Origin of the sequence: Achromobacter deleyi (assembly GCF_013116765.2) — a bacterium.
Classification (GTDB): domain Bacteria; phylum Pseudomonadota; class Gammaproteobacteria; order Burkholderiales; family Burkholderiaceae_B; genus Achromobacter; species Achromobacter deleyi_A.
In genome coordinates this window covers 3,946,164-3,971,690 of sequence record NZ_CP074375.1, presented here as the reverse complement: position 1 = coordinate 3,971,690, position 25,527 = coordinate 3,946,164, and the positions used below count along the sequence as shown (strand labels likewise).

At 60.1% G+C, this 25,527-nt stretch carries 20 protein-coding genes and 1 tRNA gene; 16 read left to right on the top strand and 5 right to left on the bottom strand.

All coding sequences use genetic code 11. From position 1 onward, the window contains the following. Positions 1 to 36 precede the first annotated feature (36 nt). On the top strand, positions 37 to 1,731 hold the full coding sequence (locus HLG70_RS17800; RefSeq protein WP_171667953.1) for an AMP-binding protein: 1,695 nt from the start codon (positions 37 to 39) through the stop codon (positions 1,729 to 1,731). A 24-nt stretch (positions 1,732 to 1,755) separates the two neighbouring features. Here the strand turns inward: HLG70_RS17800 and HLG70_RS17795 are convergent, their stop codons facing one another. Beyond that, positions 1,756 to 2,631 (bottom strand): inositol monophosphatase family protein, encoded by an 876-nt coding sequence (locus HLG70_RS17795; RefSeq protein ID WP_171667954.1) that lies wholly within the window; start codon positions 2,629 to 2,631, stop codon positions 1,756 to 1,758. 140 nt (positions 2,632 to 2,771) lie between these two features. On the opposite strand from HLG70_RS17795, the gene mnmD reads away from it, so the two are divergent. The 10 genes from mnmD to HLG70_RS17745 all read left to right on the top strand — a co-directional run bounded on the left by mnmD (position 2,772) and on the right by HLG70_RS17745 (position 13,709). Continuing rightward, positions 2,772 to 4,643 carry a tRNA (5-methylaminomethyl-2-thiouridine)(34)-methyltransferase MnmD gene (gene mnmD / locus HLG70_RS17790; protein WP_171667955.1) on the top strand — a complete coding sequence of 624 codons (1,872 nt, stop codon included), beginning with the start codon at positions 2,772 to 2,774 and terminating at the stop codon, positions 4,641 to 4,643. Between the two features lie 269 nt (positions 4,644 to 4,912). Next, positions 4,913 to 7,138: a glycoside hydrolase family 31 protein gene (locus HLG70_RS17785; protein WP_171667956.1), complete on the top strand. Its 2,226-nt coding sequence runs from the start codon at positions 4,913 to 4,915 to the stop codon at positions 7,136 to 7,138. Between the two features lie 222 nt (positions 7,139 to 7,360). Then, a complete protein-coding gene (locus HLG70_RS17780; RefSeq protein ID WP_171667957.1) occupies positions 7,361 to 8,449 on the top strand; it encodes a methionine ABC transporter ATP-binding protein in 1,089 nt (362 codons plus the stop codon). Further along, positions 8,406 to 9,059: a methionine ABC transporter permease gene (locus HLG70_RS17775; protein ID WP_057287106.1), complete on the top strand. Its 654-nt coding sequence runs from the start codon at positions 8,406 to 8,408 to the stop codon at positions 9,057 to 9,059. Before HLG70_RS17780 ends, HLG70_RS17775 begins: the two co-directional genes overlap by 44 nt. Before the next feature lie 55 nt (positions 9,060 to 9,114). After that, positions 9,115 to 9,912: a MetQ/NlpA family ABC transporter substrate-binding protein gene (locus tag HLG70_RS17770; RefSeq protein ID WP_171667958.1), complete on the top strand. Its 798-nt coding sequence runs from the start codon at positions 9,115 to 9,117 to the stop codon at positions 9,910 to 9,912. Positions 9,913 to 10,049: 137 nt separating this feature from the next. After that, positions 10,050 to 10,125 (top strand) — tRNA-Lys (locus HLG70_RS17765). 170 nt (positions 10,126 to 10,295) lie between these two features. Further along, positions 10,296 to 11,321 (top strand): tyrosine-type recombinase/integrase, encoded by a 1,026-nt coding sequence (locus HLG70_RS17760; RefSeq protein WP_171667959.1) that lies wholly within the window; start codon positions 10,296 to 10,298, stop codon positions 11,319 to 11,321. Positions 11,322 to 11,423: 102 nt separating this feature from the next. Continuing rightward, entirely contained in the window at positions 11,424 to 11,642 is a 219-nt protein-coding gene (locus HLG70_RS17755) for a hypothetical protein (RefSeq protein WP_171667960.1), read from the top strand. A gap of 184 nt (positions 11,643 to 11,826) precedes the next feature. Next, positions 11,827 to 12,564: a hypothetical protein gene (locus tag HLG70_RS17750; protein ID WP_234103118.1), complete on the top strand. Its 738-nt coding sequence runs from the start codon at positions 11,827 to 11,829 to the stop codon at positions 12,562 to 12,564. Further along, entirely contained in the window at positions 12,561 to 13,709 is a 1,149-nt protein-coding gene (locus tag HLG70_RS17745; protein WP_171667961.1) for a helix-turn-helix domain-containing protein, read from the top strand. The genes HLG70_RS17750 and HLG70_RS17745 overlap by 4 nt, the downstream gene beginning before the upstream one ends. Positions 13,710 to 13,950: 241 nt before the next feature. Here the strand turns inward: HLG70_RS17745 and HLG70_RS17740 are convergent, their stop codons facing one another. Further along, positions 13,951 to 14,292, bottom strand: coding sequence for a hypothetical protein (locus HLG70_RS17740; RefSeq protein WP_171667962.1), 342 nt, complete (start codon positions 14,290 to 14,292; stop codon positions 13,951 to 13,953). Positions 14,293 to 14,540: 248 nt separating this feature from the next. Between HLG70_RS17740 and HLG70_RS17735 the strand changes: the two genes are divergently transcribed. The 5 genes from HLG70_RS17735 (at position 14,541) to HLG70_RS17715 (ending at position 21,369) form a co-directional block, all read left to right on the top strand. After that, positions 14,541 to 15,659 carry a protein kinase family protein gene (locus HLG70_RS17735; protein WP_171667963.1) on the top strand — a complete coding sequence of 373 codons (1,119 nt, stop codon included), beginning with the start codon at positions 14,541 to 14,543 and terminating at the stop codon, positions 15,657 to 15,659. 71 nt (positions 15,660 to 15,730) lie between these two features. Then, entirely contained in the window at positions 15,731 to 17,275 is a 1,545-nt protein-coding gene (locus HLG70_RS17730; protein WP_171667964.1) for a hypothetical protein, read from the top strand. A gap of 582 nt (positions 17,276 to 17,857) precedes the next feature. Beyond that, positions 17,858 to 18,445 carry a 3'-5' exonuclease gene (locus HLG70_RS17725; protein ID WP_171667965.1) on the top strand — a complete coding sequence of 196 codons (588 nt, stop codon included), beginning with the start codon at positions 17,858 to 17,860 and terminating at the stop codon, positions 18,443 to 18,445. Between the two features lie 841 nt (positions 18,446 to 19,286). Continuing rightward, positions 19,287 to 20,374, top strand: a protein-coding gene (locus HLG70_RS17720) for an IS3 family transposase (RefSeq protein WP_171668014.1) whose coding sequence is annotated in 2 segments (ribosomal slippage) — positions 19,287 to 19,539 and positions 19,539 to 20,374 — 1,089 coding nt in all. Because the reading frame shifts where the segments join, the coding sequence is not laid out codon by codon here. Between the two features lie 638 nt (positions 20,375 to 21,012). Then, positions 21,013 to 21,369, top strand: a complete 357-nt coding sequence (locus HLG70_RS17715) for a hypothetical protein (protein WP_171661679.1) — start codon at positions 21,013 to 21,015, stop codon at positions 21,367 to 21,369. A gap of 40 nt (positions 21,370 to 21,409) precedes the next feature. On the opposite strand, the gene HLG70_RS17710 is transcribed toward HLG70_RS17715, so the two are convergent. From HLG70_RS17710 to HLG70_RS17700, 3 genes are all read right to left on the bottom strand, one after another. Then, the gene (locus HLG70_RS17710) at positions 21,410 to 23,635 is read right to left on the bottom strand and encodes a DotA/TraY family protein (RefSeq protein ID WP_171661680.1); all 2,226 of its coding nucleotides are present in this window, start codon (positions 23,633 to 23,635) and stop codon (positions 21,410 to 21,412) included. Between the two features lie 336 nt (positions 23,636 to 23,971). After that, complete coding sequence (locus tag HLG70_RS17705; protein WP_171661681.1) at positions 23,972 to 24,976, bottom strand: hypothetical protein; 1,005 nt, start codon at positions 24,974 to 24,976, stop codon at positions 23,972 to 23,974. Then, positions 24,957 to 25,274: a hypothetical protein gene (locus HLG70_RS17700; RefSeq protein ID WP_171661682.1), complete on the bottom strand. Its 318-nt coding sequence runs from the start codon at positions 25,272 to 25,274 to the stop codon at positions 24,957 to 24,959. The genes HLG70_RS17705 and HLG70_RS17700 overlap by 20 nt, the downstream gene beginning before the upstream one ends. Between the last annotated feature and the right edge of the window lie 253 nt (positions 25,275 to 25,527).

Here is a 25,527-nt window from a genome sequence, read left to right as displayed (position 1 = left end):
CATCAATCAAAAATCTATTTAATGGAGACAAATACCATGACGCGTCCGTGGCTTGCCAATTATCCGCAGGGCGTTCCGGCGGAGATCTCCACCGAGGCCTATTCCTCGCTCACCGACTTGCTGGACCGGGCCTGCAAGCAATATGCGCCGCGCATCGCCTGCACGGCGATGGGCAGCGACATCACCTATGCCCAGCTGGACGCCCACGCTCGGGCGTTCGCGGCCTGGCTGCAAAGCCTGGGCCTGCCCAAGGGCGCGCGGGTGGCGCTGATGATGCCGAACGTGCCGGCCTATCTGGTCGGGATGCTGGGCACGCTGCGGGCGGGCCTGACCGTCGTGAATGTGAATCCGCTCTACACCGCCGAAGAGCTTCAGCGCCAGCTGCTGGACAGCGGCGCGTCCGTCATCGTCATCCTGGAGAACTTCGCGCATACCCTGCAGCGCGTGGCCGATCGCGGCCAGCTCAAGCATATCGTCGTGACCGGCCCGGGCGACCTGCTCGGCGGCCTGAAGGCGCCGCTGGTCAACCTGGGCGCCCGCTATATCAAGAAGATCGTGCCGGCGTGGCATATCGACGGCGCCCATTTGCTGCCGAAGATATTGCACGAAGGCGCGCACCTGCCGTTCAACCCCCCGGCCATATCGATGGATGACGTGGCGGTGCTGCAATACACGGGCGGAACCACCGGCGTGCCCAAGGGCGCCATGCTGTCGCACCGCAACCTGGTGGCCAACGTGCTGCAAACGGAAGCGGTGGCGCAGCCGGTCGTCCATGACCTGGCGGACCAGCAGCTCACCATCATCAGCGCGCTGCCGCTGTACCACGTGTTCGCCATGACGGTCTGCGGCCTGTACGCCATGCATGCGGGCATGCGCAACGTGCTCATCATCAATCCGCGCGACCAGCCTTCGCTGATCAACGCGTGGCGCAAGGTGCCGGTCAATGTGTTTCCGGGCGTCAATACGCTGTTCAACGCGCTGGCGCACAACGAGGACTTCGCGCGCCTGGATTTCTCGGGCTTGCGGCTGACCCTGGGCGGCGGGATGGCGGTGCAGCAGCAGGTGGCCGAACGCTGGCTGAAAATCACCGGACGTCCCTTGATCGAAGGCTACGGACTGTCCGAGACTTCGCCCGTGGCGACCGTGAATCCCACCAACGCGACGGCGTATTCCGGTTCCATCGGCTTGCCCTTGCCGTCCACCGACGTCGCGATCCTTGACGATGCCGGCAACGAGGTGCCGCTGGGTGAGCGCGGCGAAGTCGGCATCCGCGGACCGCAGGTCATGCTGGGCTATTGGCAGAAGCCCGACGAGACGCGTGATTCGATGACCGCCGACGGGTTCTTTCGCACCGGCGATATCGGCATCATGGACGAACAGGGCTATACGCGCATCGTGGATCGCAAGAAGGACATGATCGCGGTGTCCGGATTCAAGGTCTATCCGAACGAGGTCGAGGCCGCAGTGGCGCAGCATCCCGGGGTGCTGGAATGCGCGGCCATCGGCGTCCCGGACGAACACTCCGGCGAGGCGGTCAAGGTGTTTGTCGTGAAGAAGGACCCATCGCTGACCGAGGCGCAGGTGCAGGAATGGTGCAAGGAAAAGCTGACGGGCTACAAGCGCCCGCGCTTCGTGGAGTTCCGCGACGAACTGCCCAAGAGCAATGTGGGCAAGATCCTGCGCCGGGAGCTGCGGCCCGATGCGAAGGCGCCCACGGGCACGTCGGCCTAGGCTGAAGGGCGCCTCTGGGCGGAGTCAGCCCTTCTTGTCCAGGTGCGGCGCGATCATCTCGTGCAGCGCGCGTTCGATGGCGGGGTTGCCCGCCACGACCCGGCCGCCGATCGGCCAGGGGTCTTGCTGGTGCATGTCTGAGCAAGCGCCGCCTGCCTCGCGCAGGATCAGGGTGCCGGCGGCCACGTCCCAGGGCGCCAGGCCCATTTCCCAATAGCCGTCGTAGCGGCCGCAAGCGGTCCAGGCCAGATCCAGCGCGGCCGCGCCCATGCGGCGGACGCCGCGTGCGCGATTGATGGCGTCATGCAGCATGGGCATGTATTGCGCGGCGAAGGAGAAATCCCGGAAGGGAAAGCCGGTGGCCAGTACGGCGTCCTCGATCGTTTGCGTGCGCGAGCAGGTGATGCGCCGCCCGTTGAGCCAGGCGCCGATTCCATATACCGCGGTGAACAGCTCTTCGCGGCACGGGTCGTAGACGACGCCGATGACCGGCGTGTCTTCCGCCAGCGTCTCGTTGGCGGATATCGACGTGCCCGCATGCGCGATGAGGGCGATCGACACCGCGTAATGGGGGATGTCGTGCAGGAAATTGGTGGTGCCGTCCAGCGGGTCGATGTACCAGGTGGCGACGCCCTGGGCCCTGCCGCCCGTTTCTTCGGCGACGATGCCGAACTTGGGCGTGCGGGTTTTCAATTCCTGGATGATGGCGGCTTCCGCCTCCCGGTCCGCTTGGGACACGAGATCGTTGCGCGCCTTGCGATCGATCACGAGATCGGCGCGATGGTGCGCGTAGGATTGCAGAATGGCGGCGCCGGCATGGGCAGCAGTGACGGCCGCGTCGATCGCGGCGCACAGGTCGATGGGCGAGGCCAGCGATTGGGGCTGATCGTAGGTATCCATGAAACCAGTGTAAGCCCATGTATGCGTCAAACCCGTGGCAAGGGGCCGAATCCGGCATGCTGCGTGGCGTCCATCCAACGCGAGGGCGCCCGAGGGCCGATAATTCGCGCTTGCTCCAACTTTGTTTTTCCTGGACCCCCATGTCTGCGACTTACCTTCCTCTGACCCCTGCCGTGGTTGATTACGATGCCGACGGCAGGCTGTTCAGCGCCGCCTACGGCGACGTCTATCACTCGCCGTCCGGGGCGTTGGGGCAAGCAGAGCACGTATTTCTGCGGGGCAACGGCCTGCCCGAACGCTGGCGCGGACGCGCCTCGTTCACCGTTTGCGAAACAGGGTTTGGCCTGGGGCTGAATTTCCTGGCGTTGTGGAAAGCCTGGCGGGATGACCCGCAGCGGCCCGCGACGCTGCATGTCGTGGCCATGGAAGGGTATCCGTTCTCTCGCGAGGACCTGTCCGCGCTGCTGGCGCGTTACGCGACCGAGCCGCTGGCCGAGCTGGCGCGGCGCCTCGCTGCGCAGTGGCCGGCCCTGTTGCCCGGCCTGCATCGGCTGGAATTCGAGAACGGCGCGGTCACCCTGACGCTGGGTTTTGGTGATGCGCAGGTCCTGGCGCCCCGGCTGAGCGCGCGCGTCGACGCTTTTTTCCTGGATGGCTTTGCGCCCGAGCACAATCCGCGGATGTGGGCCTTGCCCCTGTTGCGCGATCTGGCCGCATTGGCGGCGCCGGGCGCAACCGTTGCCACCTGGGCGTGCACCGGAGAGTTGCGCCGGACCCTGCAGGAGGCGGGATTCGACGTGCGGCGCGCTCCCGGATACGGGGGCAAATGGCATATGACGGTAGGGGCGGCCAGCGCGGAAGGCCGCAAGGCCGTGGTCGCCTCGCGTGTGGGCCAGGCCCATGCCGTGGTGGTGGGGGCGGGGTTGGCGGGTGCGGGCATTGCGCAGGCGCTGGCCGGCCGTGGCTGGCGTGTCACCGTGCTGGACGCGGGCCGCGCCCATGGCGAGCCCACCCATGCGGGCCACCTGGCCGCGGCGCTGACGCCCGTGGTGGCGCGCGACGACAATGCGCGCGCACGGCTGTCGCGGGCGGGCAGCGAGCGGGCGCTGGCCCGCTGGCAAGGCCTGGCCGGGGGCGCGGCGCCCCGGGTGTGCGGCACGGTTCAGGTGGAGCGCGACGCGGGCCGTTCGGCGGCGCTGGCCGACACGCTGGATGCGCTGGCGTTTCCGGCCGACTGGGTGCGTCAGGTGGACAGGGACGAGGCCAGCGCATTGGCGGGCCTGCCGCTGGCGCGCGGCGGCGTTTTCTTTGCGCAGGGCATGCTGGTGCAGCCTGGGCGGTTGATCGAAGCCCTGCTGACGACGGCAGGCGTGACGCTACTGCCTGGCCAGGCGGCGCGCGTGACGCGGGCGGGGCAGGGCTGGAGCGTGCAGGATGCCTCCGGCGCCGAACTGGCCCAGGCGGACACCGTGATCCTCGCCAACGCGGCCGGCGCGCGCGCGGTGCTGTCGGACAGCGGGCTGCTTGACCCCTTGCCGCGGGTGGCGCAGATGCACGCGCTGGCCGGCGAAGTCACGCTGGTTCCCGCGGCGGCCCTGGCGGGCGGTCCGCGTTGCATCGTGGGCGGCGAAGGCTATCTGCTGCCGGATGTGGGCGCGGGCTGCGTGGTCGGCAGCACCTATGTGCACGACGCGACCGAAGCGCGGATCGGCGCCGAAGGCCAGCGTGTCACGCTGGGCAAGGCGGCCGGGCTACTGAGCGGTCACTTCCCGGACTTCGACGCCTTGGTTCCGGGCAGCCTGCCCGGCTGGGCGGGGTGGCGCGCCGTCCTGCCGGGCCGCTTGCCGGCCGTGGGCGAGTTGCCGCATGCGCCCGGGCTGTGGCTGGCCGTGGGATATGCCTCTCGCGGGCTGTCGTGGTCGGCCCTGATGGGCGATGTGATCGCGGCGCGACTCATGGGCGAGCCGTCGCCGCTGGAAAGCGATCTGGCCCAACTTATTTCCCCACGGTGAAAAAAATTTAAGCGCGGACAGAGGGGCGACGCAGGGTGGCGTAGAATTGCGGGAAATGCCAGGATTTGGCGCCAATAGGCCGTAATTGACCTCAGACTTGGCGTTTCGGCGGCTCGGAGGCGTCAGCGCTCCCGGGCGCTGGCCGAGGGCTTTATGCCCCTTTTATGGATGAGATTGCCGTCCAAAAGAGGGACCGAGTTTATTTCAAAGCTCAAATCCGTCAAAATAGCGTCTTTTGATGGTTTTTGGCTTAAGCCGGGGGATGCTCTGTGCCGCCCAAGTTCGACTTTGCCCATACTACCCAGCTCGAGAACATCGAGCTGCTGACGTCCCGCCCCAGTCGCATCGATTTCGACGCGGGCGATGGGTTGCACCTGGTAGTCGAGGCGCATGCGCCTGGTGTTTTTCGCCTGCGCTGCGGCGAGGCGAATCACTTCAATGATGACAAGCCCGGCGCGCGCGTGCGCGCCGTGGCCGAGATGCTGCTCGCGCGCCAAGAGGCCGTGAGCGAGGCCGCTCTTGCGCCGCGCGAAGGCGGGGATGGCTGGCGGATCACCCAGGGCGATGTTGCCCTGGAGATTCAAACCAGCCCCGTGCGCGTGGCGTTGTACCGCAATGACGAGCGCGTGCTCGAGTCCGAGGTTTCCGTGCATACGCCCGCATTCGGGCACAACGCGCTGGACCAGGCCGACGACGCTGTCTGGACGGCGGGTTTCACCCTGCAGGCCGACGAGCGTGTCTTCGGCCTGGGCGAAACACCGGGCGACCTGAACCGCCGCGAGGAATCCGTCGTTTCCGACGATCCCGAGCATCGCGCCCTGCCGCTGGCATGGAGCCCGCGCGGTTGGGGCGTCTACGTCAACACGATACGTCGCGTCGAGCATTCGGTGGGTGTCGCGCCCGCGGATTCGGCCTATGTGCTGACCCTGGACGACGCCGTCCTGGATCTGTTCCTGTTCGCCGGCGAACCCGCTGAAATCCTGAACCAGTACACCGCGCTGACCGGCCGTGCCGGGCAGCCCGTGTTGTGGGCGATGGGTGCGTGGCTGCAGCAGGCCGCGGGCGAGATGCCGACGCAGACGGTGGCCTTGGTGGCCCGCATGCGCGAAAACCAGATTCCGGTGGACGCCGTGACGCTGGCGCAGCCGGCGGCTTGGGGTTTCCAGGCGGACAAGACGGTTTTCGAATGGGATGCCCAGCGCTTTCCCGACGCCAAGCAGATGCTGGCGCTGTTCCATAAGCACAACGTGCATGTCGCGGCCTCCGGTTTTCCGGGCGTGCTCAAGACCAGCCCGCTGTTCGAGGAACTGGAAGACCGCGGTTGGCTGCTGGCCAAGGAAGATGGGTCCGCCCAGGTGTTCGACGGCAATGCCGCCACCTCCGGGCAGCCCTACGGCCTGCTGGACCTGACCTATCGCGACATCTACAACCTCTGGGTGGAACGCCACCGCCAACTGGTGGAAGACGGCCTGGACGCGCCTGCCTGCGACGCCCAGATCGCCATCCCCGACGGCGTGACGGCCCGCAATGGCGAAACCGGCCCCGCGCTGCGCACCATGTATCCCCTGCTGGTGCGCCGCGCGCTGTTCGATGCGGTCGCCGGCCTGAAGGTGCCGCCCGAAGGCGTGGTGCCCAGTTCCGATCTGTTCCCCGCCGCGCAGCGACTGCCGTGGCAGGTGGGGCCGCAGGCTGAAAACACCTGGGAGGGCTTGCGCCACACCTTGCGCACGTCCCTGTCGATCGGGTCTAGCGGAGTGCCGGTACAGGTGCACGGCATCGGTTCGGTTTCGCGCGACCGTTCTGGCATGACGTCCGAGCTGTACCTGCGCTGGCTGACCGTCGGCGTGTTTTCGGCCAATTTTTCCTTCCAGGGCGTGGAAGGCCTGATGCCTTGGGACTTCGGCGACGAAACCCTGGCCCAGGCCAGGACCTGGATGCAGTGGCGCTATCGCCTGGTGCCTTATGTGCTGGGCGCCATCGAGGACTCGGCGCGTACCGGCTTGCCGGTGCAGCGCTCCATGGCCCTGTCGTTCCCGAACGATCCGCATGCCCATGAATGGGACCTGCAATACCTGCTGGGCCCGGCCCTGCTGGTGGCGCCGGTGACCGAACCCGGCAACCAGGTGCGCGTGTACCTGCCCAAGGGCGAGGCCTGGTGGGACCTGAACACGGGTCATCGCTATGAAGGCGGCACCACCTGGACGATCGATTGCGAACTGGGCCAGTTCCCGGTTTTCGGCCGCGAAGGGCACATGCTCTGTCTGGGGCCTGCCGCGCAGCATACGGGCGAGTTCAACTCGGCCCGTATCCTGGACGAGGTCTGGATGTTCGGCATGCCGGTGCATAACCCGGTCGTCATGCGCAACAAGATCCGCGTGATGCAGATGCAGGGCTCGAGCTATATCAAGGGTCTGGAAGGGCTGCGCATTTCGCCGTCCGAAGGGCTTGAGGTCAAGCGCCGTGGAGCGGAAGTCCGCATCTCCCGCGCACGCTGAACCCGGCGTGGCCGCCAGCCGGCCGCCGTCATGAAAAGGGGCAGTCAGGAAGGCTTTCCTTCCCGGCTGCCCTTTGTGCCTTCTGCCTGATCGCGGATTGCAGAGCGGACCCGCCGGGGCGGGGGCCTGGACAGGCGTGGCGCACGCATATTACTTATAGTTATTAAAAATGGAAAAAACAGTCGTTCTCTTCAGAAGAGAAAAGATACAAAATCGCCTGCCATGATTCACATCGAGAACCTATCCAAGACCTATGCCACGCCGCATGGAGAATTCCAGGCGCTGCGAGGCATCAACCTGCACATCGAGCAGGGCGAGGTCTTCGGCATCATCGGCCCCAGCGGGGCCGGTAAAAGCACGCTGGTCCAGTGCATAAATCTGCTGGAACGTCCCAACGAAGGCACTATCGCCATTGGCGGCCAGGCCTTGACCGGCCTGAACGAAGCGCAGTTGCGCGGGCAGCGCCGTCGCATCGGCATGGTGTTCCAGGGCTTCAACCTGCTGTCGCGCCGCACGGTGTACGGCAACGTCGCCTTGCCGCTGGAAATCGCGGGCGTGCCGAAAGCCGAGATCCCGGCGCGCGTGGAGCGCCTGCTGGCGCTGGTGGGCCTGGAGCACCTGCGCGACCGTTATCCCAGCCAGATCAGCGGCGGCCAGAAGCAGCGCGTGGGCATCGCGCGTGCCCTGGCCAACAAGCCGGATGTCCTGCTCAGCGACGAAGCCACGTCCGCGCTGGATCCGGAAACCACCCACAACATCCTGGCCTTGCTGCGCGACATCAATCGCAAGACCGGCGTGACCGTGGTCATGATCACCCACCAGATGGAAGTCGTGCGCGAAGTCTGCGACCGCGTCGCCGTGCTGTCGCAGGGCGAAGTGGTTGAAATCGGCAGCACGCGCGAAGTGTTCGCGCAGCCGCGCCACGAAGTGACCCGCGGCATGGTGTCGGCGGCCACCGCGTCCGACCTGACCGACGCCACGCTGGCCGCCGTAAAAGAGCGCATCGAAACGCTGGCCGCCGCCAAGCCGGGCCAGGCCGTGCGCCTGCTGCGCCTGTCGCTGACCGGCACGGACGCGTCGGGCGCATTCCTGTCCGACCTGTCCAGGCAGTTTTCCCTGGACGTGGGCCTGGTGCAGGCCCGCGTCGAAGATATCCAGGGCGTGGCCGTGGGCACGATGTTCGTGCTGGCCCAAGGCGCGCCCGCCGCGGTCAAGGACGCGATTGCCTACCTGACCGCCCGTGACATTACCGTTGAAGAAATAGCTCATGAGTCCGCAACTGATCGATCTGCTTATTACGTCGCTGCTTGACACCCTGCTGATGGTGGGCGTGGCCAGCGCCATCGCGGTGGTCATCGGCATTCCGCTGGGCGTGACGCTGACGGTGACCGCGCGCGGCAACATGCTTGAGAACCAGCCCGTGAACCATGTGCTGGGCGCGGTGATCAACGCCACCCGTTCGGTGCCCTTCGTGATCCTGATGGTCGCGATCATTCCGTTCACGCGACTGGTCGCGCAGACCTCCATCGGCACCACCGCCGCCATCGTGCCCTTGTCGGTCGCGGCGATTCCGTTCATGGCCCGCATCGCGGAGAACGCCATGCGCGAAGTGGATCCCGGATTGATCACCGCGGCGCGCGCCATGGGCGCATCGCCGATGCAGATCATCATGAAGGTACTGCTGCCCGAAGCCTTGCCCGGCCTCATCGCCGCCACCATCGTCACCGTCGTCAGCCTGATCGGCTATTCGGCCATGGCCGGCGCCATCGGCGGCGGCGGACTGGGCGACCTGGCGATCCGCTACGGCTACCAGCGTTTCCAGTCAGACGTCATGGCCGCGGTCGTGATCGTGCTGATCGTATTGGTCCAGGCGATCCAGAGCCTTGGCGACCGCTTCGTGCGGCGCATGTCGCATCGCTGATTTCTCTGGCGCAGGTTCATTCTCTTCCTACTTCCGTAATTCGGGATATCGCAACATGAGCATCAAGGTTTTGAAGTCGCTGGCCGCGTTCGCCCTGGGCGCCGCCGTTTTCACCCAGCCCGCGCTGGCTCAGGACAAGCCGCTGAAGATCGGCGTCACCGCCGGCCCGCACGCCCAGATCTTTGATGTGGTCAAGGCTGAAGCCGCCAAGCAGGGCCTGAACATCCAGGTCATCGAATTCACCGACTACGTGCAGCCCAACGTGGCGCTGGCCTCGGGCGACCTGGACGTCAACAGCTACCAGCACCAGCCCTACCTGGACAACGCCAACGCCGACCGCGGCTACAAGCTGGTCAGCATTGCCAAGACCGTGATCTTCCCGATCGGGATCTACAGCAAGAAGATCAAGTCCTTGTCGGAGCTGAAGGAAGGCGCCCGCATCGCGCTGCCGAACGACCCGACCAACGGCGGCCGCGCCCTCTTGCTGCTGCAAGCCAACGGCCTGATCAAGCTGCGTCCGGAAGCCGGCCTGAAGGCTACGCCGATCGACGTGATCGAGAACCCGAAGAAGCTGCGCTTCATCGAGCTGGACGCCGCCCAGTTGCCGCGTTCGCTGGACGACACCGATGCCTCGGCCGTGAACACCAACTTCGCGCTGGAAGCCGGCCTGAATCCCGCGAAGGACGCGATCGCGCAGGAATCGCCGGATTCGCCGTACGCCAACGTGCTGGTGGTGCGTGAAAAGGACAAGGGCCGTCCCGAGTTCGCCAAGCTGATCAGCATCTATCACAGCCCGGCCGTGAAGCAGTTCATCGAGACCAAGTACAAGGGCGCCGTGGTGGCTGCCTGGTAAATCCAGGTTCCATTCCCGCTCCGGAAACGGCCGCCGCAAGCGGCCGTTTTCTTTTGGGCGGCTTGGGGCAGGGATGTGACAGCAGCGTCATTTTTTGACAAAGCCCAGGAAATCCGCCATAATTTCTGGCTTCGGTCGGGTTGTTAGCTCAGTCGGTAGAGCAGCGGACTTTTAATCCGTTGGTCGCGAGTTCGAGTCTCGCACAACCCACCACCCCCTGCCTTTTTAGGAAGGTAGAAGAGAATCAAGCACTTGCGAGCGATCGCGGTGCTTTTTTTTCGTCCGTAGGGGACGCGTCGTCCGAGCAAAAACTGGCCTTTGCCGGAAAACTGCCGGACTCGGAGAATCCAGATCGAGCGTGTTGTCACACATCGGAGTCTGGAATGGCATACATCAGTCAAAGAGGCGCGTATTGGCGCGCCGAAATCCGTCGGCGAGGGTTCAAGCCCGCCTATCGAACTTTCGATACACGCCAACTCGCCCAGCAGTGGGCCCGGCGCACCGAGTCTGAGATGGACGCCGGCGTCTACGTAGATCGCAGCCAAGCGGAGCGAACCACCCTCAAGGAGGCGCTGGAACGCTATCGGCTTGAAGTGCTGCCTGGCAAGAAATCCCCTAAGCAAGAGTCAGGACGCATCGATAGGTGGCTGCGCACAGACCTGGCACACCGCAGCCTTGCGAATCTACGCGGTGCCGACTTTGCGCGCTACCGTGACACCCGACGAGCAGATGGCCGGGCAGAAAATACGATCCGTTTGGAGCTGCAGCTTGTCAGCCATCTCTACGAGACCGCCCGCAAAGAGTGGGACATGGAGGGATTGCTTAATCCGCTGCGGAACATTCGGAAGCCAAGCGGCAGTGCTGCGCGAGAGCGACGCCTTCAAGACGGAGAGTACGAGGCCATCCGCGGCTATCTGGGCTCGTCAGGCAACGTCTATGCGTTGCCGGCGTTCGACCTGGCGATCGAGACGTCTCTGCGCCAGGGCATGCTCTTCGCGATTCAGTGGGAGTGGGTGGACCTCAATGCCCGTCTTATTAGGATTCCCGCTGCTTGGCGCCGAGCGGGCAACAAGGGTGTGCCTGCTGCCATCCCATTGTCCAGGATCGCGTGCCAAGTCATTTCCTGCATGGCAACAGGCAGGGCGTCGCCGGCAACTGGTCCAATCCTTGATACAACACCCAACGCCATCCGCTGCCTCTGGGCGAGGGCGCTAAAGGCCTTGGAAATCGGCAATCTGCGCTGGCACGACCTCAGGCATGAGGCGGCATCCCGTTTTTTCGAGAAAGGGTTACACCCGATGGAGGTGGCCAGCATCACTGGCCACAAGAGCATGCAAATGCTCAAGCGCTATACCCATCTTCGCGCTGAGGATTTGGTCGCGAAGCTGGACCAGCAGCGCCACAGGTGAACGTTTATGGGGCGATCCGACCGGTCGTCCCAATCGAAGCGGTGCGCTAACAGGCGGCCACCTGATAGCGCACCTGACCACCATCACCGTCAGGAGGTGAAAATGGCTGAGAACATTGTATCGATGGCACTGATTGAGGATTTGTTGTTTGAGGTTGCGCCCGGACTCGATGAGGACGGTGAGGGGCACTTGCATAGTCTGACCGCACTGCTTCGGCCCGCTTTGGAGGCCGTAATTCGCGGCTACCAAATTGCCTCTATGCAGGAAACGACTGAGGCGGCCTTTAGGCGATTTGTCGAGCGGTTAGCGCAAGAAGGATAGCCGGCGCCAAATAGCGGGGCTCTGCCCCGTTCCCCGCGTTCGCCACGTGGCAAGGGGGCCTGCTATGCAGGCCCCCCGTGCCAGGCTAACTCAGTGCTTAGCGTCAAGGGTTCGCTACGCCGGCTCCTCACCCGTTCGGTGCTCGCCGTTGGCTGCGCTCCGCATGCGGCTTCCGGGGCCGCCCTTGACTCTGCGTCGCGGCTTTCCAACGGCGAAGACGACCGGAGCACCACATCAAAAGACGGTGGTTGACGAAATTGAAAATTTGCACAAAAATGCGGTTGACGTTTTCCAGAATTTGCACACTTTACAGGATCTATCACCGATGAACCTGCCGTCTCCGGAAGCCTTCTTACCAGCTCTTAGTGCGGACCGCCTTGAGAGAATTGCTGAGATATTGATCGATGAGCATTTTTCCACGCTTACAGATCTGCAGAGCGACTATGACGATGGTTACTCCCGGGGCTGCACACGGTTCGCACGTCAAAAAAACCGCCTGCGTGTAGTTGCGCTTTCGGATCACTACGACTGGCTCAAGTTGCTGCATGGCGGCAATGATTTGGTGTTTACGATTGGTGGAGTCCCTTGCCGTTTCACCACAGACGACCCGTCGAATCCGAGTAAGCCCGCTTTGCTGGAAGTAAGCCCTATTCAGCGCTCTTTTTTTGAAGAAGTCGAAGCCGGAGTTCCGTGCAAATTCTGCTTCATTCTGGACGGAGGATACGCAGAGGCAGAAGATCCGCAAGTCGTATTTTTGGGTGAAGATGCATCTGGAGTCGTTAGATGTAAATGGACCTCCGGCGGCATACGTACCCTTCATATGGTCTCCGCGAACACCCCGCCGGCGAAAGACATTGGCAAGGCACGCGTCGGGCCGAAGCGCGTTGATTCAGATAAAGCAGAAAATTCTGGTACAGCATGACGTTTATTGGTTCAAACCTTCGTACGGCTCGCCTGTTTCATGGCTATTCCCAGCAGGAGCTGGGCGAGCACGTGGGATGCTCAAAGCAGTTCATTAGTCGCGTGGAGTCTGGCGTCGATGTGCCGACTCCTGCCCTGACCACGAAATTCTGCGAAACCTTGGCGGTTTTGCCAGAATTTTTTGCGGCTGCGGATCCTATGCCGATCGTTGACGAACAGTGTCATTTCCGTAAGCAGTTGACGACCAAAGTGGCCCTGCATCAGGCGGCCCGTGCGCGGGGGGAGTTTTTGAAGCGCATGGTGAATGTGATGGAGGAGAACTTGGAGTTGCCCCCTTACGATTTTGAGGAGGCGAGCAACACTTCTGCCGATGCGATTGAAGAGGCTGCCGACCATGCCCGCACGCACTGGGGCTTGGGGTTCGGGCCTATCCAAAATGTCACGAGGGTGGCAGAAAATGCTGGCGCTGTAGTGATGCCTATCGGCGGGCTGGCAGCCGAGATCGATGCGATCTCGTTTGCTACTCGGCGTCCGGTCATAGCAATGAACATGGACAGCCGTTCCGCGTGCCGAGCTCGTTTCGGGGTGGCGCACGAGATGGGACATTTCTGTCTGCACATCGGAGTGCAAACCGGTGACAGAGCAACGGAGTCACAGGCCAATCGATTTGCGAGCGCATTTCTGATGCCACGCCGATATTTCATTCAAGAATGCCGTGCGGCTCTAAGAGGCTCTCGGTTGAGCTGGCAGGCGCTCGCCGACATCAAGTTGCGATGGGGCGTGTCCAAGGCAGCTATTCTCTATCGGGGTCGTCAACTTGGGGCTTTCTCGGAAGATCAGTATCGTAGCGGAGTGATCGGACTAACCCGTCGCGGGGAGGCAAAGGCGGAAGTCGAGGATGAGCAGATTCCGATGGAGCGTCCTGAGTTGATTGCAGACAGTATGCAGGTACTTCGTGAAGCTTTTGGCATTTCCTTTGGTTCGCTTGCGAAGGCGATGAGTGTACAGACGCAGCTGTTAATGGACTTGTTAGCGGCTCGTTTTGATCCGGTAGAAATGGCAAAAATGGGCGGTGGAAATGTTGTCTCATTGACGGCTGCTAGAGACGAGCGAAGCCGTGGGGCAATGTTAGATTTAGCTTTCTAACTATTAGGTCTTTGCGGTTGCGGTATGGGTGCCTGCCCGGCCACCTAAATCCGCTTTGGGAAACAAGGCGTCGTGATTGCTGGACTAGGGCTTGGTCAATGTGCCCAATAGCCGAACGCTGATGTGATTGCTAGCGCACCGCCACCGGGCCCAGCATCAAGCGGACTCAATGGCTCAATGTCCGACCGCCGGTACGGGATGCCTTCAAGGATTCCCGCCCGATGAATGCGCGTCGGACGCATCAGCGAGCTTCCACCTTGCGCTTCCACTCCTTTAAGAATGCTAGCCTCTCTTCATTAGCTAGCACACAGACCAATGGAGAAGACTGACGCATGTCGGCCGCATGTTCGGAATCCTCTAAGGCAAAAGTTAAGCAAGCATCCATGCCTTCATTCATCAAAGCCTCCCATTCGACGAGATAAGGCTGAGTAGATTTGCAGACAATAGTGCGCCAACGCGCCAAGGTTCTGCGAGCCTTTTCGAAGAGCTCGGGGTCTCGCCTAATCTTTTCCACGGCCAATCGGTGCATAGCAAGTGTGCGTGCGATGCTTCGCCTTTCTAGCGCTTGTGCGATGTCATGCATGCTTCGACCTACTATCGGACTCAAAAGAAGGGTACGCGCGGTATGTGCAGACGTAGAGGGCTAGTCATAGCGTACGCCCATTTCGCGCCGACGTGTGCGGGTATCGGCGGCCGGTCCCATCCTTTTGACGGCGTTTCGATAGGGCAACGTTTACGCACACCACGGCAGATCGGCAACGGACTAAGGCAACAGGATGCTTAAATTTTGTTACTCTCTTTTCGGCTCAGGTTGAATGGAGGAGAACAAATATGAATGCCGATCCAAGTAGCGGTAACGAACCCGTCGAATTTAACGATGTTCAGGACGTTGCCGAAGTGCCTAAGGCTGACGCATTGGTCGGAGTGACCATCGCGGGACGCTGGAAGCTAGAAGAAAAATTTCACGAAGGTAAGCAAGAAAGTGGGGGAAACTTCGGAGTTGGCTACTCCGCCCTTGATCTGCAGGATCAGATCCGTCGGTTTGTGAAGGTCGTCGACTTTCGCAGTCGGCTGAGAAATACGAGTCAGCTGCGTCAGCTCCTTTCTGCGGCCGAGTTCGAGGTCACGATGCAGAAGGCATGTATTAGGATGTCCAAAGTGGTCCGTATGGTGGGCTACGGGGATCTAGCCTTTCGAACGCCCGGAAGCCAAGACCCCTACAACTATCTGTACCTTGTTCTAGAGCGTGGCGATGGTGATATTAAAAGTCATGTTGATTTCCGCCCGGATCGCAGCGCGTATTGGAAGCTTTGGGTGCTCCGGGAAGTGGCGCTTGGGATAGAGCAAATGGAGCGAGCGCATCTCGCGCACAACGACATCAAGCCTTCAAATGTCATTCGCTTTCCGAGCAGCGGGACAACACATAACATCAAGCTTGGAGACGTGGGGCGCGCGGTCACGAAATCGGGCAAAGGCCCGTTCGATTCGCTCCATTGGGCAGGTGATCCACGCCACATGCCACTTGAAGTGCTTTACGGATGGCAGGAGTCGGAATGGCAAAACCGTAGGACATCAGCAGACGCCTACATGCTAGGCAACCTCGCGTGCTTCCTATTCTCGGGATCGTCAATTACTGAACGCGTCACTAACTCACTACCGCCAGAGTACCGATATGACGGATTTTCCGGTGCCTATCGAGATTTGAGAGACATCGTACGACACGCACGCAACAATGTGCTGGAAGGTCAGGTTGTAGCGACCTTTCCCACCGAGGTACGGGAGGAGTTGGGGGAGATCGTTCGTTGGCTTACGGAGCCAGATCCATGTATGCGGGGCGAACCACGCGCGCGGCGGGCAGGCACGGTCGGTATCGACCGAATCCGGGCTCGTTTAGAGCGGCTAGCTCAGCGAACCCTTCTGCATGAACGCGCTATGGCGCAAGCAAAATGAATAGACTACTTCCTACTCGCAGACTCATCCCGAAGTGGCGCAAGGCTCGCTTCTCGCTAAGTCAACCTGACATGCTTGGACTCGTAAAACCAGCTAAACAGGTCGAGGTTCTGCAGACCAGTGAGGAAGCTGTAACGGTCGCGCTATGGGCCTGGGAGCGTTCGAAGTCAGTCGGTGACCTTGCCGATCTGCTCGCCTTCGGACTCGACGTTCAACAGCATCCGCGCCTTGTGCCTGCAGCACGGGTTGCCCTTGCCTCCTCGGACACTTCGGCAGCCATGAAATTGGTCGCAAAGGAAATCTTGGAGTCTGGAGCGAGTGAATCTCTGATCTGGAGAGAGTCGCAGGCGGCGCAGAGCGTGCGAGGATTACGTGCGTTGCTACGCAACTCGCCCAACGACGTTATTGCCTTGGTCGACTTGGCTCAGCATCATCTGGCGATAGGGAAGCAGCGCGCCGCACATCGAGCGCTGGCAACTGCTTACCAATTATCTCCAGACTCCGTGCACGTGATCCGCGCGTTCACGCGGTTTTGGATTCACGTGGGCATGCCCGACAAAGCGCATGCCTTGATAAAAAGGGCGCCTCGTACTCCTACTGACCCTTGGCTCATGGCTGCGGAGATTGCCACAGCGCAGGTAGCTGAAGCCCAGTCCGTGCAGGTCCGGAAAGCGCAGCGCGCCTTGAGTGCGAAGTCATTCAATAGTCGAGACATCACCGAATTGGCCGGTGCGGTTGGCGGCGCTGAACTGGAACGCGGTAACTTTAAGGATGCCCGAAAGTTGTTTCGATTGGCGCTTGAGTACCCGACGGACAATGTGTTGGCCCAAGCCATCACTAATCAGCAGTTTCTCGGGATCGAAATTGATGCTGCGCTAATTCGGAAGGCCCCCAACGGCGTATTTGAGGGGCGAGCACTTCAGGCTCTGCTTAGGACCGATTTCGAGCAGGTAGGAGAATTGACAAAGTGTTGGGCTGAGGAAGAGACATTTTCCAGTCGTCCGCGATTGTTGCAGTCTTTTGTTCACGGAGCGATGGGACACTATGAAGACGCACTGGAGGCAGCGGATTTAGGTATCTTGACGGACCCAAACGACTTGAGTCTGCGAGGGAACCGAGCGTATGCGCTCGCCCTGTTGAGGCGCTTTCCGGCGGCCGAAGCCGAGCTCGCGATTATCGAGGCAAGGCGCGATCCCAACGATAAGGCTCTAAGCCTGGCAACAAGGGGAGCCGTGCAGCTTCTAAGCGGCAATCATAAAGTTGGAACGGACCTCTACGAAGAGGCGCTAACAGAGTTTGAAAGACAAAAATCGGAACTTCAATATTCCGACTGCCTTGCATTTTTTGCTCGTACTGCAGATCAGGCTGAGAGCCCGAACCGCTTTGAAGTGCTTAAGCGCGCCGCGGATCGGTTCGCGAAAGTTCCATCTCACGCAGCAGCTGTTGTTCTGCGCACCCTCGATCAGAGGGCGGAAGTCAAGGAACAAGAGCCTATGCGACGAGTTACGCAATGGGAATGGAACAAGGCGGACAACACGCTCGTGGCGAAGCGTGGACTGACCAAAAAGGGCGCGCCTTCAGTGGTTATGCTGACGAATGAACGTAAAGAGAAATGAGAACTTTTGAATATTCCGCGTAGCACTTTTAGCGACTCTTGCGTTCGAAGTGGTTGGCCACTCCTCACAACCGCGATCCTCAGACTTCTTCTGACGCGCGCCCTCATGGTTCAAATCGGACGCTTACCATCAGTATGAATGTGCGGCCGAAGGATTTCGGCGCTGGGGATCGTCCGCCACGGGCGATCCCTTTTTAAATGCTTCGGATGATCGCGTCGGAGCCAGTCTTGCTGTCTCACATCGATGAGCTACTCCCGCTCGATCAAGCTCACGCTGTTTTTTTGCGGCACATCTAGCATCATTGCCGCAGAGCCTGCCTTGCATCACTTCGTCTGCCGGGCGCACGTTGCACACATCATGGGAAGCCATGGCCGCTTCGACGGCTGCGTCATTCGCAGCGTTGGCTGGCAGACAACAACCCAGAGGGAGTAAAAATGGCAACCAAGCCTTCAGTGGTCGGCTCTTGATTGTTGTTCGGTGTAAGAGACTTTGAACGACAGTGGTATGAATTTTCATGCAGGTAGCCATAGGCAAAAATAATTGAATTTGGGTTAAAGCGGTCTAGGAAAGCGGAGGAATTGATTGAATCGCGTTCTAGTGGTTGATCTCGAAGCGACATGCACAGATGTTGGCATGGACGCCTGGGACATGGAGGTGATTGAGATCGGGGCCGTCTGGGCGACCCCAGATGGTGTTTCCGGCGATCGATTTCAGTCGTTCGTACGCCCCATGCGGAATCCAAAATTGACATCCTTCTGCACGAATCTCACCGGTATCACGCAGGATGACGTAGACGGTGCTCCCTGTTTTCCCGCAGCGGCATTTGCTTTACGCCAATTTGCCGAGGCGGAGACTGCCCAGGGCAACATCTGGGTAAGCTGGGGCGCGTATGACCGTCGACAACTTGAGCGGGATAGCTCGCGGCATGGGGTGGGGAATCCGCTGGCGATGTCTCATCAGAACGTGAAACGTATGTTCGCGAAAGCTCAAAAAATTGGCAAAGAGGTAGGCATGGCCAAAGCGTGCGATTTAGCTGGTCTGGTGCTGCTTGGCACTCACCATCGCGCGCTGGACGATGCCTTAAATATTGCGCGTCTGCTTCCCTGGGCTTTTGGCGACCGCGAGTTGCCGGGAAGAACTGCCTCGAGGAGTAGCCTTTCTTCATCCTAGGGTGCCAAAGCTGTATTTCTCGGCAACGACGGTAGTCGAGCCCGATTGTCTCTGATCGCCCGGGTGGCCCAGATCGTCAAAGGACAGAGCCCATCCTGGCTGCCTAACTGGGGCAAACCGTAAGTGGAAGAGGTCTTGCTGACGCAATGCCCAAGCATTGACGAGATCTGATCATCATCCCAACGTCGTAGATTTTTCCAATCAGACGCCAGTGCATGGCGCAACAGGTATGGCGTCGTCTCAACCCTTAGATTTGGCCATGCTTTCTTGCCGCTGCGGCGCATGGCCGAAGTGAAAGCGACCTTGTTGGCGCTGACGGTCACAGAATCAGCGTTCGTGCCAGGCTGAAGGAGTTCAGCCATGCGGGCAAGCAATGGATGGCAAGGTTCGAGCAAGTCGTACGAGACGGTTCTTAGCGGCTGCCCTTGTTGCTCCTTGACTTTGGCTCCACGGATGGTGAACGTTACCTCGCTGTCTTCCCGGCGCACGACAACCCCAGACTCTAGTTCAGCAGGTCGGCATCCTGTCAGGGCCATGACGAGGTAGGCACTTTCATAGCTGCTCCCATAGAACTGCGTCGATAATTCCTCACGCCATCCAGGGGGAAGCTTCGGGAGGTCCGCGCGCTTCGATCTCCTCCTTTTCGGCGCCGCTAATGGACATGTTCCTGACGCAGTCTCAATGCGAGTTGAGAGATCTAATAGCATGGAAATCTCCTTCACTGCGTCCTGCCAAAGAGCCCAGTCTCCAGCCTTTTGAAATAGGTCCTGCTGCCAGGGTAATCCCCCCGCAAAAGCGATGAGGTCAGAAGTAGAATTTTCTCGTTGAGGAGTTCTACCGCATGAAGAAGTCGAGATTTACGGATAGCCAGATCATTGAAGCCATCAAGCGCGTGGAGGCTGGCCTTGCTGTTCCTGATCTGTGCCGAGAGCTGGGCATCAGCTCGGCTACGTTCTACAAGTGGCGTTCCAAGTACGGCGGCATGGACGTATCGCTGATGGCGCGCATGAAGGAGCTGGAGGCCGAGAACGCCCGGCTACGCAAGATGTACGTCGAGGAGAAGCTCAAGGCCGAGATCGTGACGGAGGCGCTAGAAAAAAAGTGGTGAGGCCATCTCGCCGCCGCGAGATGGCCCAACGTGCAGTGCAGGATCGCGGCGTATCGATCCGGATGGCCTGCGAGGCGTTCAGCATCAGTCAGACTTGCTATCGGTATGTCGCCAAGGCGGACGCTGAGAACGAGGAGATCGCCAACTGGCTGCTACGTCTGACCGACAACCACCGCAACTGGGGCTTTGGTCTGTGTTTCCTGTATCTGCGCAATGTTCGAGGCTTCGGCTGGAACCATAAGCGCGTGTACCGGATCTATCGAGAGCTCGAGCTGAACCTGCGTATCAAGCCGCGCAAACGGCTGATACGGCAGACGCCTGAGCCACTGACCGTGCCCACCAACGTGAATCAGGTATGGTCGATGGACTTCATGCATGACCAGCTTGCCGATGGGCGCAGCATCCGCGTGTTCAACGTGATTGACGACTTCAACCGCGAGGCGCTGGGCATTGAGGTTGACTTCTCGCTGCCATCCGAGCGCGTGATCCGTACGCTCAAGCAGATCATCGGCTGGCGGGGCAAGCCCTTAGCCATTCGGTGCGACAACGGCCCCGAATACCTGAGCGCGGCAATTGTCGAGTGGGCCGGGGCATGGAGCATAAAGCTCGAATACATCCAGCCGGGCAAGCCGCAGCAGAATGCCTACGTCGAACGGTTCAACAGGACCGTGCGCTACGAATGGCTGTCTCAATATCACTGGGACGATCTGGACCACGTACAGCGCGTGGCCACGCAGTGGATGTGGTCCTACAATCACGAGCGCCCAAATATGGCTCTGGGCGGATTTACCCCCAAACAGCGGTTGGCCATGGCCGCGTAGTGTTCCTACTTCTGGCAATCGCTAAAAATGGGGGGATTACCCCAGAGTCGGCGCTTCAGCTGCTGCTGCAATCCCCATTTCAGCGCTGCCTTCCTGCGTTGATAGGTTCTCTTCGATCGGGTATCGCACGCCGCCGACCAAATCGCGGCAGCATTCAGATCACCCCGGCCAGCTAAGCGGGTGTATTCGCGCTCGTATTCCTTGTTGGTTGCCTCAGATCTCTCACTCGCCACCGTCTCCTTTACGCGATGCCGTGCGGCTTTTATGACCTCGAAGAGTGCCTGTTTAGTGCTCGGATCCATAACACGTGCTCAGGGATAAGTTACGGGTGTCGAAGGCAGTGCTCGACTAACGTCGAACCCGCACTGCCCACATTCTCTGTCTCTCGACAGAGAATGCTTAGAGTCAATGTGACATCGAATATGAGGCGCGAGCGGTCGCGGCGTTGGGGCAATGTGACCACGGAAGCTACCGCATCTCATCCACTCGAAGTCACATTGACCCATTCGATAACGTGAACGCGGCAGACGAGCGTCAACGTGACTTAGCATTTCCGAGCACGGAGTTTCTTTTGCTTTGAGCACTGAACTCTTATCATCAGTGTGCCGGGATATTTTCGAACTGTTGAGAGGATGACGATGAGCGGCGCGGACTATTCGGCAGGACTTGGGGCGGGTTACGCGGTAGCCCGCCGTGCGCAGCACGATACCGAATCCTGGATTCGCCACTCCAGGAACCTGGAGGAGCAAATTGCCACTCTGCGTGAAAAGCTGATCATGAGCCACGCAGCGATGCGCGCCGCGGGACTGCTTTGCAAGGAGCTTGCCGACGTGGTCGAAGTTGCCGCGCCGACGCACGCGTTGGCTAATTCCGCCTCTCGGCAAACGACTCGCCGAATGCACCTTGCGAAATTGCTGTTGGAAGAGGGGTATGTCTACGATATCGAGACAGGGGAACTCTCGCCGAGCAAGCCCGGAAGGTCGCCAAGAGGCTGATGTGCGTGATACGCCGTAATACGCGTTCATAACGTCGCTCTCAACTTCCGAGCAGGTCTTTCGTGGACGGGGTGCTGTCTTGCTCCAGCTTGGGCCCCGTCTTAGGGGCACCTCCGGACAAGCCTCGGCCTAGTCCGCCCGCGCCATGTTTGACGTCCCGTACTCCGCCGACCAGCATATCGTGGCCTTTGTCCCCACTGTTCTCGGCGCCTGGTAGTCCGCCCGCTGCGGACCCAATCCAGCGCAGAATGTTGTCCGGAATCCAGTGGATCAGTGAAAAGACTATGTGCACCACCGACGTCATAAGAATCGCGTAGATTGCGACGTAGCAAAGGAACGATACGATGCCAGTTAGCGAATCCGCTTGAACGCCGGCCACGACCGTCAGAAAAGCTGCGTTCAGATAGCCGGTGATCGGCTCAGTCAGCAGCATTGCCGTCACCAGGCCAAACAGCATCAGCGCCGGCCGCATCATCAACGACATCACGAGCGCCCAGCCGGGCCCACCTTTTCCCGCCACGTCGTCACCGTCAGGATGTATGTGGGCGACGGCCAGAATAGGGGCTGCGATCACTGCTTCAACGACCAGTACAAACCAGTTCACTACTGAGGTTGTCCAGGTGATGAAGGGAACCATAGGTACATAGGTGGAGAGGGTGACTCCGGCTGCGAGGACTGCCAGGACCAGTACGGAGAGAATCGTTGATAAGAACTGTAGAGCCGCGCCAAAGTCAAAAACGGCGCCTGCCGTCGCCTTAGCTATCCATCCGCTTGTTGCGCCGGCGGCAGATGCGAGCACAGCCAGGACTAGCTCACCCGTCGTCACGATGACGTCGCCAAAAGATTTCATCTGACTCATGTGATTCAGGTTCGATCCAGCGATCGCCTGAGTCATTTGGTTGATAGCGCCCATGAAGGGCGCCGAGAGCAGCCTACGAACGTACTCCCACGCACCTTCACCCTGCTGCGGTCGCCTTACGTTGGTTTCTGCGTAATAGACGTTCCGGACGCTTTGAACTCGATGGCGGGCATACTCGTCGGCGGTTGTCATCGCGTCAGAGTAGGTCTGCAACACTTCCTTGGTCTCCTTGTCTGTGATGTCGACAGGGTCCGAGACTGGAAGTCCGTTTAGAGTTGATTGCATCGCGTCGTTCATCTTCGCGATATGGTTGTACCAAGTGCCCGCGAAAATCCATCCGGAGTCTTTCGCCGCCTTAAGGAAGTCTGCTCGCGCCCGGTCATTGCTGCCGCTGACGGCAACCTTTGCAGCAGTACGTAGAGCGTTCTCGTAATCGTTGGCCGCAGTGTCCAATGCCCCAGGATCTGGCTTGACGCCTGCCACGATTTGGGCGGCGACGGGCCGCAATTTCAGGATCATCTGCTTTACGGCAGTCGCATGCGCGAGCAGCAAAGGATCCTTCAACGTCTTCATGTTTGCGTTGCCAGCCGAAGCCTCCCAGGACGGCTTCCATTCCAGGCCGCCACATACGTCTCCATTGATGTAGCTCTTGTCGTTCGCACGCCATTTGAATGCACGGACGGTGTACTTGCTGTCCGCCAGTTGTCCCATGGGTGAGTTCTTTGATGTCGCAGCCGCTATGACCTCAAGCGGCTTCGTGCTCGTAGTGGTGAGCTCAACCGCTTCAATACGAGTTGAACGCCCCGAGCCGGCAAATTGCTTGTTCATGGCGGCTGCGCAGACTTCGAATCGCAGAATGTTGGCTGCGAGGGGCCGCGAATCCGGAATCATCGGCCGGGTGATCATGTTGTCGGTCTGCATGCGAGCTATTGCAGCCGACCACATGGAATCCGCCACGCCGACGCCTTGGAGGGCCGCCCACATCACGCCAATTTGTATGAGAGAAAAGCCAGATCCAAGAGGCAATAGCAGAGCGACACCGCCGACCGTACGAATCGGCACCCAGGACGAGTGCATAGTTCGTCCGAGCCACTCCCCGTCATGTGCGGAATTCACAGTTGCCTTCAGTGCGGTGTAGGACACGAACAGCATTCCCAGAAACAGGATGGCGCTGCAGTAGACGGCCATCATGCTGCCCAAGACCGTGTCCTGCTGGCCGCCGGTTTGGACGTTTCCGCCAGTCGCAACCAATCCGATCACATTGCCAAAGATCTCTCTCAAGAACTCAACCGACGTGTCTCCGGCGGGTGGGGAGAATTGCTTCCACCGATCACCGGTCGCGGGTTCCTGCGCGAAGACAACTCCAGAGAACGAGGCGCCGGCCACAATGCACAAAATTCGTTTCATGGCACTCCTACCGGGGAAGAGTGGTGGAACAAGGAAGTTCCGTGTGGAGAATCAGCCAAGCGTCAACGAAGAACATTGCTACAAAGGGCAAAGAGAAGACCACCAACAGTGGGTTTTCAGTGTGTCCTCCAAGTTGGAGCGACAGCATTGAACCGACGTAGGAGACGGTCGCCGTCAAAGGGAACCACCACCACCCGGATGCTCGGATCCATAGTCGGTGTTGGCCAAAGGGAAGCAGGACGCAACTCAGCAGCAAGATGCACCCTCCCAGGTAAAACGTCAGAAGTTCGAAGTGACGAGAGTGCAACGATCGATATAGCACCGCCAGAACACGCGTCACTTTCGGCTCCGATCACTGACCATGCCCAGCATTTTTTTTGCTTTTTTAAGCTCTGATTCCATCGTGGCCTTGTCGGTCGCAGTCATGAGTCGCGGCTCTGTTGCCAGGGAACTTGCTCGCCGATCTTCGCGGCGCCTACGAACCATAGGGGAGAATTGCGGGACCAGGGTGCCTTCCGCTGATCGCTGAATAAGGGTCTGCAGGTAGTGATACGGACTACTTATTGGCTTTCTTTCGCCGCGTGCCGCTCTCTCCATCGCCCCGGCCAGCTCATCAACGATTGCCTGAGCGCTTTCCGGCTCTAGCCCTGTTAGGGCCTGCTCACAAACGCCCTGGAATTCTCGAAGCGACGGCTCGAACTGCAATTCAGAGGAGGCTTGTCCAGCTTGTCGTCTGGGCACAGTGGTGGTGGTCTGATGAGCTACTCTTTGGCTAGTCTTTGTATTAGTTGGTGGCAGAGCAGCCATCTGCATGGTGAGATCTTGCCGGCAGGTTGGCGCAGAATCGCCGCCCAGTTGGCGGAATTCTGCCAACTGCTGATTTTTCAGGACTTTTTCGGCCAAAAGTTGTTCTACGCTATTTAGGTTCACCCGGTAGTACAGCCGAGCTGGGATGCCCCTACGGCATTCTTCGAGAATCCCGTGACTTCGAAGAAGTACGCGTGCCTCCTCTTGCTGCGACCTGGTAAGCGCTAGCTCCCATTCCCAAGATTGTTGGTGCGCGTGGGCAGGCGGAAGTAAGGCTCCATTGCCATCTCTTTGGGCGTCGCGAAGCTTATAGAACCATTGACCAATGCCGGCGATTCTCTGCCAATAGATAGCTTGGCCTAAGAAAATTGCCGCTACAGCAGAACCCAGTGCACGGGCTAGTTCCGGCCTATAGGCAACTACATGACCGGTACCTAGAGCAAATGCAACGAGCTCTTGGCTGTCTGCCTGGCTGGTTCGAGTCGGCGCTATACCGAGGGGAGAGTCCGGCACCTCAAGCTCCGATGCGATCATTGGTCGGAAGCCGCGGCCGCCCCTTTCTTGTGGGGCTTGTGAGTTCATTTGCTGGCGTCTGCTCCAGTGTCGATCTGCTCGCCGCCGCGCAATCGAGCCAATTTCTCACGTCGCCCACGAACCAGCACGCCCGGCGTTTACTGGGAAATGCGGTTTGAGGAAGCTCGCCCCGATACGTCATCTGAGTGATGGCTCCTTCAGTAGTCGCAAGCAAGGCTGCGAACTCAGCGCGCGTAATGACTGCCTGCGCGGCCATTTGGCTGAACTGTTCTCTGAAATCGCGGTCTTGTTTTTTCATCTCCAGTCACCCTGGATAAGTTGCGGTAAGGGTGTGAGGAAGGTAGCATCGGCCTCGAAATAGCTCACCTACCAGTTTTTGAAATTCAATGGCGAACATCGGCCCTAACCGCGGAAATCGTTTGCGGCTTGCCAGGCAGCGCTTTGCGGCAATGCTTATCGACGAAGCGCGGGATATCTCCGGAATGACCTTTGCGGAGTTGGAGGACGCACTTGAGGCGCTCGGGCAGCCTAGAAGCGAGGTGCAGAGATAT